The 11,680-nt window shown below is 69.7% G+C and carries 8 protein-coding genes and 1 pseudogene; all 9 read left to right on the top strand.

The window, feature by feature from the left end; genetic code table 11:
- Nucleotides 1–206: 206 nt before the first annotated feature.
- Nucleotides 207–1,526 (top strand): annotated as a pseudogene (locus tag ACFQ9K_RS29600) (DEAD/DEAH box helicase); the annotation flags it as partial.
- A gap of 374 nt (nucleotides 1,527–1,900) precedes the next feature.
- The gene (locus tag ACFQ9K_RS29595; RefSeq protein ID WP_378725677.1) at nucleotides 1,901–2,746 is read left to right on the top strand and encodes a DMT family transporter; all 846 of its coding nucleotides are present in this window, start codon (nucleotides 1,901–1,903) and stop codon (nucleotides 2,744–2,746) included.
- 374 nt (nucleotides 2,747–3,120) lie between these two features.
- Entirely contained in the window at nucleotides 3,121–4,560 is a 1,440-nt protein-coding gene (locus ACFQ9K_RS29590; RefSeq protein ID WP_378725676.1) for a GuaB1 family IMP dehydrogenase-related protein, read from the top strand.
- Between the two features lie 352 nt (nucleotides 4,561–4,912).
- Nucleotides 4,913–6,319: a hemolysin family protein gene (locus ACFQ9K_RS29585; protein WP_378726522.1), complete on the top strand. Its 1,407-nt coding sequence runs from the start codon at nucleotides 4,913–4,915 to the stop codon at nucleotides 6,317–6,319.
- The gene (locus tag ACFQ9K_RS29580; protein ID WP_378726520.1) at nucleotides 6,312–7,376 is read left to right on the top strand and encodes a hemolysin family protein; all 1,065 of its coding nucleotides are present in this window, start codon (nucleotides 6,312–6,314) and stop codon (nucleotides 7,374–7,376) included. Before ACFQ9K_RS29585 ends, ACFQ9K_RS29580 begins: the two co-directional genes overlap by 8 nt.
- Complete coding sequence (locus ACFQ9K_RS29575) at nucleotides 7,373–8,284, top strand: 3-methyladenine DNA glycosylase (RefSeq protein ID WP_378726518.1); 912 nt, start codon at nucleotides 7,373–7,375, stop codon at nucleotides 8,282–8,284. Before ACFQ9K_RS29580 ends, ACFQ9K_RS29575 begins: the two co-directional genes overlap by 4 nt.
- A gap of 182 nt (nucleotides 8,285–8,466) precedes the next feature.
- Nucleotides 8,467–10,041: an LVIVD repeat-containing protein gene (locus ACFQ9K_RS29570; RefSeq protein ID WP_378726516.1), complete on the top strand. Its 1,575-nt coding sequence runs from the start codon at nucleotides 8,467–8,469 to the stop codon at nucleotides 10,039–10,041.
- A gap of 2 nt (nucleotides 10,042–10,043) precedes the next feature.
- Nucleotides 10,044–10,694, top strand: a complete 651-nt coding sequence (locus tag ACFQ9K_RS29565) for a DUF305 domain-containing protein (protein WP_378726514.1) — start codon at nucleotides 10,044–10,046, stop codon at nucleotides 10,692–10,694.
- A gap of 177 nt (nucleotides 10,695–10,871) precedes the next feature.
- On the top strand, nucleotides 10,872–11,630 hold the full coding sequence (locus ACFQ9K_RS29560; RefSeq protein ID WP_378726512.1) for an SDR family NAD(P)-dependent oxidoreductase: 759 nt from the start codon (nucleotides 10,872–10,874) through the stop codon (nucleotides 11,628–11,630).
- Nucleotides 11,631–11,680: the final 50 nt, after the last annotated feature.

Genomic DNA, 11,680 nt, shown 5'->3' with positions numbered 1-11,680 from the left:
GACGTATCCTGAACACTTGGCCTGCTACCCGGCGGGCCTCCTCGCCTTGTCGCGCCGCACCCTGATCTCGTCGCGGCGCGCGGCGCACCGAGCCGGTCGCCGAACCACCGAACCACGCGCTCACCAGCCCGAGCGTGTCGTCTTACGAAAGGCACACACCACCCGTGACCCCCTCGACGCCTGTCGCCGCTGCGCCCGTGACCTTCATGGACCTGGGCCTGCCCGCCGTGCTCGTGCAGGCACTGCGCAACGACGGCATCGAGGCACCGTTCCCGATCCAGGCCGCGACCATTCCGGATGTGCTGGCGGGCAAGGACGTGCTCGGCCGCGGGCCGACGGGTTCCGGCAAGACGCTGGCCTTCGGCCTGCCCATGCTGACCCGCCTGGCCAGCGGCTCGACCAAGCCGGGCCGGCCGCGCGGCCTGGTGCTGGTGCCGACCCGTGAATTGGCCGCGCAGATCGAACGTGCACTGGACGCACCCGCGCTCGCCCTCGGACTCCGGGTCGCCTCCGTGGTCGGCGGCGCGCCGATCCGGCGACAGGCCGAACGGCTCGCCCGCGGCGTGGACCTGCTGATCGCCACGCCGGGACGACTCGCCGACCTGATCGCACAGGGCTCGGCGGCGCTCGGCGACGTGCGGATCACCGCGCTGGACGAGGCCGACCACATGGCCGACATGGGGTTCCTGCCGCAGGTCACCAAGCTGCTCGACCAGACGCCGAAAGACGGTCAGCGCCTGCTGTTCTCGGCCACGCTCGACGGCGAGGTGGACAAGCTGGTCAAGCGCTACCTGCGCGACCCGGTCACCCATTCCACCGCGCCCGCGTCCGCGTCGGTCACCACGATGACCCACCACCTGCTCTTCGTCCGCGACAAACTGGCCAAGCGGGCCGTGGCGGCCGAGATCGCCGCGCGAGACGGCCTGACCATCATGTTCGTGCGCACCAAGCACGGGGCCGACCGGTTGGCGAAGCAACTGCGCACGGCCGGAATCGCGACCGGCGCGCTGCACGGCGGCAAGGCGCAGAACAATCGGACCCGCACGCTGGCGGCGTTCGCGGACGGCTCGGTCCCGGTGCTGGTGACCACCGACGTCGCGGCGCGCGGCATCCACGTGGACAACATTTCCCTTGTGGTGCACGTCGATCCGCCCGCGGAACCCAAGGCGTATCTGCATCGGGCCGGGCGGACCGCGCGGGCCGGTGAGGACGGTGTGGTCGTCACGCTGGTGATGGACGAGGAGCGGCGCGAGGTCGAGGCGATGACCCGCAAGGCGGGCGTCGAGATCGTGGGCGTCGAGGTGCGGCCAGGGGATCGCCGGTTGATCGAGATCACCGGTGCGCGAAGGCCGTCCGGGGTGCCGGTGGCCGCGCCCGCGCCGCCGAAACAGCAGGTGGCGGAGGGGACTTCGAAGGCAGGGACCGGACGGCGACGTGGCGGATCGGGGCGGCGGTCGGCGGACACTCGCGGTGGCGGTGCGCCGGTGCGGGCCGAGGCTTCGGCGAGTGAGCGACGCAAGGACGGGTCGATCAAGGGGTCGTCACGGGATACGGGTTCATCGAAGTCCGCCGCGGGCGGGCGCGGTGCCGCGAAGGGTAATTCGGGAGCCGGCGATGCGCGCGGGGCGGGTGCGGCAAGCGGCGGCACCGGAGCACGGGGAGCGGGCGCCGCGAAGGTCGGTCCATCGGGTGCCGCACGCGGATCAGGGCGTTCGGGTTCCGGCGGCGCGAACAGTTCGGGGCGTGGTGCGGGTGTGGCGGGATTCACCGGTCGCTCAACCGGTTCCGGCGGCCGCGCCGGTGGCGCGACCAGCGGCGACACGCCCGGGAATGCACGGCGACGCGCCGTGCGCCCGGAGCACACGCCGGGGACCCGCAATCGTGGGGCAAACTGACGGACGTGTCCAACCATCCCGTGGGCGCGATCGCCTGCGCACTGCTGGCGGCGCTGTTCTTCGCGGTCGCGGCGGTCGCGCAGCAGCGCGCCGCGGCGGCCGTCCCCGAGGATGATTCGCTCGTTCGGGCCCTACTGCGCAACCCGCGCTGGTGGGCCGGAATCGTCGGCGATGTCGGCGGTTACGCGATGCAGGTCGCCGCGCTCGCGCTGGGCGCGGTGCTGCTGGTCCAGCCGATCCTGGTGAGCGCGTTGGTGTTCGCGCTGCCGCTGGCGGCCCGGCTCAACGGCCGCCGGATCAGCGCCCGCACCTGGGCCACCGCGCTGGCACTCGTCGGCGCACTCGTCTGCTTCCTCGTCGTCGGCAATCCCTCCGAGGGCAATACGAATGCGCCACTGGATGATTGGCTGCTACCCCTGATCATCCTGGTCGCCCTCATCGCCGTGGCGACCATCGTCGGCGGCAGCACCGCCGACCCCGGCCGACGCGCCTTGCTCCTCGGCACCGCAAGCGGTTCCCTCTACGGCCTGGCCGCCGCCCTCACCTCCTACGTCACCTCGCTCTTCGAACACGGCCTCGGCGAAGTACTCGCCAGCTGGCAGACCTGGGCGCTCGTCGCCGCCGGAATCACCGGCGTCTACCTGCAACAACGCGCCTTCCAAGCAGGCCCGCTCGCGGCTTCCCTGCCGGCCGTCACCATCGCCGAGCCCCTCGCCGCGGCCTTCATCGGCGTCACCGTCCTCGACGAACGCTTCCGCACCGACACCTTCGGCCTGGCCATCACCGCTCTCGCCGTAATCATCATGTGCGCCACCACAATCCGCCTCTCCCGCGCCCAAGCCGCCACCTGACCCTCCCCGCGCAACGATTCGTCCGCCGCACACGAATCTGCGGGCAAATCACTGCGCGGCAAGCGAAATAGCGAGCGACTCGCTTTGCCGAGCTCGTCACCGTGGCCACCTGCCCGGGTATTACAGCGCAATTGGCCGCCGCGCACTGTCTCGCGTGGCGCGCGCGATATCCGACCGTTTCGCTCGCAGTAGGCGGATTCGTGCGCGGTCCGCCCTTGGTTCGCTGTGGCGACGCGGAGGGCGGCAATGGTACGGCCGACCGGCGCGCTACCCCGTTAGGGCAGTCGGCCGCGGCCTCGCCCACTGTGAACTTCGTCTCCGGTGAGTGCTGGAGAATTGCGCGCTACCGCCCGGACTTGGTTATCATCGGTTAAGTGCAGTTTCTCCCTGGCCATCAGCCGCCGTATGACCTGACCTACGACGACCTCTTCCTCGTCCCCAACCGGACGGAAGTCGCCTCGCGGTTCGACGTCGACCTCTCCACCGTCGACGGGTCCGGCACCACCATTCCCATCGTCGTGGCCAACATGACCGCGGTCGCGGGTCGCCGGATGGCCGAGACGGTCGCCCGGCGCGGCGGCATCGTGGTGCTCCCGCAGGATCTGCCGATCAGCGCGGCCGCCGACACCATCGCGTTCGTCAAGAGCCGCTCGCTCACCGCCGACACCCCGGTCATCCTCGGCCCGGACCATTCGGTGTCCGAGGCCGTCGCCCTGATGCACAAGCGCGCCCACGGCGCCGTCGTCGTCGTGGACGAGACCGGACGCCCGATCGGCGTGGTCACCGAGGCCTCGTGCACCGATGTCGACCGGTTCGCCCGGCTGCGCGACGTCGCGATCACCGATTTCGTGCAGGCCCCGGCCAGCACCTCCCCGCGCGACATCTTCGAACTGCTGGAGACCAGGCGGGCCAAGCTCGCGGTGCTCACCGCCGAGGACGGCACCCTGGCCGGCGTGATGACCCGCACCGGCTCGGTCCGCGCCGGGATCTACCAGCCCGCCGTCGACGCCAAGCACCAGTTGCGGGTCGCCGCCGCGGTCGGCATCAACGGTGACGTGGTGGCCAAGGCGAAGGCGCTCGTCGACGCCGGCGCCGACGTCCTGGTCATGGACACCGCGCACGGCCACCAGGCCAAGATGCTCGAATCGCTCAGCGCCGTGCGCGATCTCGGCCTCGGCGTGCCGCTGGTGGCGGGCAATGTGGTGTCCGCCCAGGGCACCCGCGACCTGGCCGCCGCGGGCGCCGACATCATCAAGGTCGGCGTCGGCCCCGGCGCTATGTGCACCACCCGCATGATGACCGGCGTCGGCCGCCCGCAGTTCTCCGCGGTCGCCGAGTGCGCCGCCGCCGCCAAGGAACTCGGCGTGCACATCTGGGCCGACGGCGGCGTGCGGCATCCGCGCGACGTGGCCCTCGCGCTGGCCGCGGGCGCGTCCAACGTGATGATCGGCTCGTGGTTCGCCGGCACCTACGAATCCCCCGGCGACCTGCGCACCGACCGCGACGGCAACGCCTACAAGGAAAGCTTCGGCATGGCGTCCAAGCGCGCCGTCGCCGCCCGCACCGCCACCGACAGCGCCTTCGACCGGGCCCGCAAGGCCCTGTTCGAGGAGGGCATCTCCAGCTCGCGTATGCGCCTGGACCCCGAGCGGCCCGGCGTGGAGGACCTCATCGACCACATCTGCTCCGGCGTGCGCAGCGCGTGCACCTACGCCGGCGCGCGCAGCCTGGCCGAGTTACACGACAAGGCCGTGCTCGGCGTCCAGTCGGCGGCCGGTTTCGCCGAGGGCCGCCCGCTGCCCAGCGGCTGGTGAGCCGTAACCGGTTGCCGCACTGATGAGTTCACGGCCGCTCGGTCTGTCGACCGAGCGGCCGTTGCGCTCGTCGCCTCTTCGACCGCCGACACGCGGCGCGATCCGGTTCCGACACGCCCGCGACGGCACGGCCACCGGCCGACGCCACCCGGCGCTCGGGCCGGTAACATAGTGGTTGCCGGTCTTCCGGCCCAACATCTTCGGCTTGCGAAAGGATCCAGTTGTCACCCGCGTCCGAGGGCGCAGCACAGGAGGGCTCCTCTACCGAGCCGGGTGACAAACCCGGCGTCCTCCTTCCCCCAGCCCCACTTCCCACCGGCCAGTTCCGCATACCGTTCGGCGGGTGCTGACGATGTCCGTCACGCTCACGGTGCTCAGCCTGCTGGGATTCATCGCTCTCACGGCAGGCACAGCCCTCTTCGTCGCCGCCGAATTCTCGCTCACCGCGCTGGAACGCAGCACCGTCGAGGCGCACGCGCGCGACGGTGACGTTCGCGCCAGGATGGTCCGGCAGGCCCATCGGACGCTGTCGTTTCAGCTGTCCGGCGCCCAGCTCGGCATCACCATCACCACGCTGATCACCGGTTACATCGCCGAACCGGTGCTGGCCCGGCTGCTGGACCCGCTGTTCAGCGGCGTCGGATTGAGCGAGGGCGCGGCGCACGGCATCTCGCTCGCGCTCGCCCTGGTCCTGGCCACCTCGCTGTCGATGATCTACGGCGAATTGGTGCCGAAGAACATCGCCATCGCCAAGCCGCTGGCCACCGCGCGCACCACGGCGCCCCCGATGGTCGCGTTCTCGGTCATCTTCAAGTGGCTCATCCATTTCCTCAACAACACCGCCAACTGGGTCGTTCGCCGGCTCGGGGTGGAACCGGCCGAGGAACTGCGGTCCGCGCGCTCGCCGCAGGAACTCGGATCGCTGGTCCGTACCTCCGCCCTGCGCGGCGCGCTGGACCAGCGCACGGCCCTGGTGATCGACCGCTCGCTGCAATTCGGTGAGCGCAGCGCCGAGGAACTGATGACCCCGCGGGTGAAGATCGAGGCGCTGGACAAGCTCGACACCATCGCCGACCTCATCGACGCGGCCCGCCGGACCGGCTACTCCCGGTTTCCGGTGATCGACGGCGACCTGGACAACACCCTCGGCGTCGTGCACATCAAGCAGGCGTTCACCCACCCCGCGAACGTGCGCCGCACCATTCCGCTCCAGATGCTGGCCCATCCGGTCCCGATCGTGCCGGCCAGCCTGGACGGCGATGCGGTGCTGGAACGGATCCGCGCCGACGGCATGCAGGTCGCGCTGGTCGTCGACGAATACGGCGGCACCGCGGGCATCGTCACCATGGAGGACATCATCGAGGAGATCCTCGGCGACGTCCGTGACGAGCACGACGAGGAGGAACTCGACGTGCGCCGGGTGTCCGACGGCTGGGACTGCTCCGGCCTGCTGCGCATCGACGAGGTCTCCCGCGCCACCGGCTACGACGCCCCCGAGGGCGAATACGAGACGCTCGGCGGGCTCGTGCTCACCCGGCTCGGCCGCATCCCGGTGGCCGGCGACGAGGTCGTCCTGCCGAATCCGCGCTCGCAGCAATGGTCTTCGAATGACCAGCCGACCACCGGCGGCTGGATCGCGCGGGTGGAACGCATGGACGGTCGCCGGATCGACCGGGTTCGCCTGCTTCCGGTCGCCCCGGACGATCTCGCGTTCCGCCAGCTGCAAGCCGAACCCGAGCAGGAGCACAGCCATGGGTGACCTCTTCGGTGTGCTGCTCACCGTGGTGCTGCTGCTGGGCAACGCCTTCTTCGTCGCGGCCGAATTCGCGCTGATCTCGGCCCGGCGCGACCGGCTCGAGGCGCTCGCCGCGCAGGGAAAACGCAACGCCGACCTGGTGATTCGCGCGGGCGAGAACCTGTCGATGATGCTGGCCGCCGCGCAGCTCGGCATCACCATCTGCTCGATCCTGCTCGGCCGGGTCGCCGAACCCGCGGTGGCGCACCTGCTGGAGGGGCCGTTCGAATTCCTCGGCATGCCCGAACAGCTGCTGCATCCGGTCGCTTTCGCGATCGCCCTGGCCATCGTGGTGATCCTGCACATCCTGTTCGGCGAGATGATCCCGAAGAACATCGCGCTGGCCGGTCCGGAACGCAGTGCGCTGCTGCTGGTTCCGGTGCACCTCATGTGGTTGCGCCTGGCCCGCCCGCTCATCGCGGTCTACAACCTCGCCGCGAACCTCACCCTGCGGTTGATGCGGATCGAACCCAAGGACGAGTTGCAGGCGACCGTCTCGTCGGTGGAACTCGCGGAGATGATCGGCGAGTCGCGCTCGGAGGGCCTACTCGACGAGGAGGAGCACCGCAGGCTCACCCAGGCGCTGGGCACCAGCGATCGGGTGGTGGCCGACGTGATGGTGCCGTTGGCGACGACGCGCACAGTTCCGTTGCGCGGCAACGGAACCACCCTCGGCGACATCGAAACCGCCGTCGCCGAAACCGGTTTCTCGCGTTATCCGGTGCAGGCGAGCGACGGGTCGCTGGTCGGCTACCTGCATGTGAAGGACGTGCTCGACAAGGTCGCCGACGACAGCGCCGGTCCGGGAACGCCCATCCCGCGCACCGATATTCGCCCGTTGCCGACCGTCAGCATGCACACACCGCTGTACGAGGCGCTGGCGCGGCTGCGGCGGACCAACAGCCATCTTGGTCGCGTCGTGGATACCCGCGGCAACACCACGGGCATCGTGGCGTTGGAGGATCTGGTGGAAGAGTTCGTCGGCACCGTCCGCGACGGGACGCACCGGATCATCGAATGAACGAGTACGGCGCCGCGGTCACCGTGCTGCCCGAACAGCGGTGGCGGGCAGCGGCGGCCGAGCACCTGGCGCGGGTCGATCGGCTGGTCGGGCCGTATGTCGAACGGCGAGCCGCGGGTTCGACGCATCCGGTGATCGATTTCCTGTTCACCTATTACGGGCACAAGCCCGCTCAGTTGCGGCGCTGGCATCCCGGGTTCGGGATCGGGATGGCCGGCGCGCGCGAATACGACGGTGCGCGCGGATACCACCGGATCCCGGCCGATGCGGACTCGGTCGCCGGTTACACCGCGGACCCGGCCTACCTCGCTCGCCGGCGCGACACCGTCGAGTTCGTGGCGAAACTGTTGCGCGCCACCGCGTCCCGCCCCGCGCAGCTGTCCTGCTTCGGGTTGCACGAGTGGGCGATGGTGTATCGCACCGACGATGTCCGGCACCAGCAGGTTCCGCTGCGCCTGGGCCGGACCGGCACCGACGCGGTGGTCGAGTCGATGTCGCTGCGCTGCACCCACTTCGACGCGTTCCGCTTCTTCACCCCCGACGCGGTCGGCCGCAACGCCGAGCCGCTGACCCGCGCCGATCAGGTCGCCCGGGAACAGCCGGGCTGCCTGCACGCCAACATGGACCTCTACAAGTGGAGTTTCAAGCTGGTTCCGCTGATCCCCTCGGCGCTCATCCTGGACTGCTTCGAACTGGCCTGCGCCGCACGCGAACTCGACATGCGGGCCAGTCCCTACGATCTGTCCGAGTACGGGTACGCACCGGTGCCGATCGAAACGCCCTCCGGACGTGCGGAATACGTACGCGCGCAGTCCGCGCTGGCCGAGCGTTCGGCGGAGTTACGGCGCATTCTGCTCGACGCCTGCACCGGGCTGCTCGCCGTCGACGCGGCGCGATCCCCCGCCTGACCACGCCGGGCGAGGCGTAGATCTTCCACGTGCACTGCCACTGAACTGCCGACTTGATCGGATTTCCGCGAAACCCTTCACATAAGTTAACGGCTGTTACTACCATGCAGTCAGTTCCCTTAGCTGTCCCAGTCAGCGAAGGGATGACGGATCAACTAATGATGAAGGTTGGGGAACCGACGATGCGCTCATTGACGAGCTTGCGCCGTTTCAAACCGCTGGCCCTGGTCACGGTCGGCCTCGCCGCCGTGCTGATGCTGCCGAGCAGCGCATCGGCCGATCTACAGTCCGACCTCCAGAACGCCGTGCGGGAATTCCTCGACGTCGGCCGCACCTCGGTTCCACGCGCCGACTGCGGACCCGGCTCGATGCCGGAGAACGGCATGCAGGGCGACGTCACCGCCGCCGACCGAGACAGTGGCCGCAGCACCCAGGGTTACCGCTGCAACATGTCGTTCGTCGGCGGGTTCGCCGGCCGCGGCGCGGGCATCACCTCGACCAGCTTCGAGCATTGCTCGTACATGGGTTCCTTCTTCCCCGGCGACCTGATCAGCGAGGGCCGCGGCGTCCAGGTCCTGGACGTGTCGGACCCGGCGAACCCGCGCCCGACCGCCACGCTCACCGAACCCGCGATGCTCGCCGGCACCTGGGAGAGCCTGAAGGTCAACACCGCGCGCAAGCTGCTGGTCGGCACCGGCGTCCCGGTCGGCACCGGCGTCGGCTACCTGTCGGTCTACGACATCTCCGACTGCGCGCATCCGCGCCTGCTCAATCCAGGTCCGGGCACGAATATGCTGATGCCGCTGCCGATCACGACGCACGAGGGCGGCTTCTCCCCCGACGGCAACACGTATTGGGCCTCGGGCATCGCGCCCGGCTTCGTCAGCGCCGTCGATCTCACCGATCCGGCCAATCCGCACGTCATCTGGCAGGGACTGACCGGCATCGAGGCACACGGGTTCGGCGTGAGCGCGGACGGCAACCGCATGTACCTGTCCGCGCTCGGCGGTTTCACCGTGCTCGACATCAGCGCGGTGCAGCGTCGCGATCCGAACCCACAGGTGCTGCACATCGGCCGCGTCTTCTGGACCGACGGCTGGGCGACTCAGCACAGCATCCCGGTGACCTACGACGGCAAGCCCTACCTGTACACCGTCGACGAAGGCGGATCCGGCGGAGTGAAACTCATCGATATCGCCGACGACACCAACCCGAAGGTGGCGGCGAAGATCAAGCTGGAGATCAATCTGCCGCAGCACATCGACAGCAATATCGGTTCGTCCATGGGCGGTTCGGCGTTCGCCTACGAGTCGCACTACTGCACCGCCGACCGCAGGGACAACCCGACGGCGCTCGCCTGCGGCTGGATCTCTTCCGGCATAAGGGTTTTCGACGTGCGGGACCCGTTCGCCATCCACGAGATCGCCTACTACAACCCGCCCGCCCGAACCGGCCAGAACCTGAGCCTGTGGAACTCGCCGCACGCGCTGGCATCGATCATCGGGGTGCCGCTGATGAGCGCGCCGCCGGCGATCCGCTCGGTGCTGGAGGGACAGTTCAACCCGTTGGACGCGCTCACCCCGCGCACCGGCAGGCTGGCCTTCGGTGACGTCTCCACCGACTGGTGCCTGTCGCCGCCGGAGTGGCGTGGCTCGCAACTGTATGTCACGTGCTCGGACAACGGATTCATGGTGCTGCAGCTGGACAACGACGTGTATTCGCCGCCGGCGGACCAAGAATCGATCGTCGGGTCCTGACCATGCCTCGTTGGTTCCGCGGCGGCGCGCTCGTCTCCCTCGGCTTCGCCCTGCTGGTGCTCGGTGCGGCGCTACGCCCGCTCGTCCTGCCGGAAACGCACACGGCCACACCGATTCTCAACCCGGTCGAGATCGGTTTCGTGCAGGACATGACCGCGCACCACCAGCAGGCGTTGATCATGGTGCAGCGGCTCGACCGCAACGTCGACCCCGGGGTGCTGCTGCTGGCCCAGCAACTCGACGACACGCAGCGGCTAGAGATCGGCACCATGCTCGGGTGGTTGCGGCTGGCCGACGCGTCGCCGGTGCCCGCCCGTCCGATGGCCTGGATGCACACCGGAGACGCTGCGCCACACGACCATTCGGTCGCGCAACCGAGTCAGCCGACGACGGGGACCTCGATGCCGGGAATGGCGACGATGGCGGAACTCGATGCCCTCGCCGCCGCCCGTGGTCGCGATGCCGAGATCCGGTTCCTCCAGCTCATGTTCCGGCACCACCAGGGTGGGATCGCCATGGCGCAGGAGGCCGACCGGCTGCTGCCGTCGGGCCCGGTCAAGGAGACGGCGCGTTCGATGATCCATGCCCAGGGCCAGGAGGCCGGGCTCATGGGCATCCTGCTCACCCAGCGTGGCGCCGCACCGCTCCCCTAGCCGACCTGCCGCCCAAGTCCGTCGCCCCCGCCCACTCCCGGCCGTCCGCCGAGCGCACTTCCGCGAACCCGGCTCCGACCGGGGAGCGTCGGCCGGCCGGAATGCGCGGCGGCTATGCCGTGTTGCCGACAACGAGGGTCGGTGAGCAGGATCCGGCCGCGACAGAGAGGCAGGCCAGTGTCGGACAAAACGTTCGCGGACCAGCACATCGTCGTCACCGGCGGCGGGACCGGAATCGGGCGGGCGGCGGCGCTGGCGTTCGCCGAGCAGGGCGCGGCCGGCGTGATCATCACCGGTCGGCGCCCCGAGCCGCTCGATGCGGTCGCCGCGCTGCATCCCGCGGTGATTCCGCTGGTCGCCGACGTCGCCACCGAGGCGGGCACCGACGCCATCGCCGCGGCCGTGCGGGCGCGTGGTGACAAACTCGACGTCCTCGTCCACAACGCCGGCGTCTTCAGTACCACCCCACTCGACGACCTCGACCCCGCGGCCGTCCGCCACCAGTTCGAAGTCAACGTCTTCGGCCCGATCCTGTTGACCGCCAAGTTACTTCCGCACCTGCGTTCCCCCGGCGGCAACATCGTCGTGGTCTCCAGCATCTCGGCCCGTCTGGCCAATCCGCATCAAGCCGTCTACGGCGCCAGCAAGGCCGCCATCGACAGCTTCGTCCGCAGTGCCGCGGTAGAACTGGGCCCCAAGGGGATCCGGGTGAACGGCGTGGCGCCCGGCAACGTGCAAACCCCCATTCTCGCCACCGGCGGGGTCTCCCCCGAGGACATCGACGAATGGCGCACCGGCTATGCCGGCAAGGCCCCCGCCGGTCGCATCGGTCAGGTCTCCGACGTAATCCCCTGGATAACCCGCCTGGCCGAACCCGCCAGCTCCTGGGTAACCGGCGAGATCATCGTCGTAGACGGCGGCATGCTGGTCGCCTGATCCGATCTCGACGCGACCGACCGATGACGGGCCGGCCGTCACCTCGAGGG

Source organism: Nocardia sp. NPDC056564 (genome assembly GCF_042793755.1).
GTDB lineage: Bacteria > Actinomycetota > Actinomycetes > Mycobacteriales > Mycobacteriaceae > Nocardia.
Note: the sequence above shows the minus strand (reverse complement) of the source record. Positions and strands in the feature narration are given on the sequence as shown.